Annotated in this window: 1 protein-coding gene; it reads right to left on the reverse strand. The window is 44.0% G+C overall.

The annotated features are described in order from the left end of the window. Nucleotides 1–340: PAS domain-containing protein (locus tag AW165_RS18625; protein ID WP_228138769.1), on the reverse strand; the 340-nt coding region annotated here is incomplete at its 3' end. Nucleotides 341–405: the final 65 nt, after the last annotated feature.

Genomic DNA, 405 nt, shown 5'->3' on the forward strand with positions numbered 1-405 from the left:
ACTTCATCAATACGCCGCCTTTTGCGCGGGTAAAGTACGAACGCGAGAAATTACGCTCAGAGCCTTCGATGTCTTTCAACATCTTAAGCGCTAAATCTGTGATAGGAGAGCCCACCTGACGACCAGTGTTCTCACCGTTAGCGATTTTGATTGCAGAGGTATTGAGATCTTCGAGTGAGTGAAGAACGATTTCACAGAAAGGACCAATCAGGCTGGCAATGCCGTCCACGACCGCTTCGTAAGATCTCAAGATGATTTTATCGTGCTCGGTAAATGGCATCACGTTGACAGATTCCATTTCGAGCAACATTTCCGCATTTATTGTTTCTGTAGTTGTCATAAGCCTTCGAGCGAAAAATCAACAAATTGGTGTAAGTTTATCAGAAAATTTGAAAGGCAACCTAG

Origin of the sequence: Acinetobacter sp. LMB-5 (genome assembly GCF_001541635.1) — a bacterium.
GTDB lineage: Bacteria > Pseudomonadota > Gammaproteobacteria > Pseudomonadales > Moraxellaceae > Acinetobacter > Acinetobacter pittii.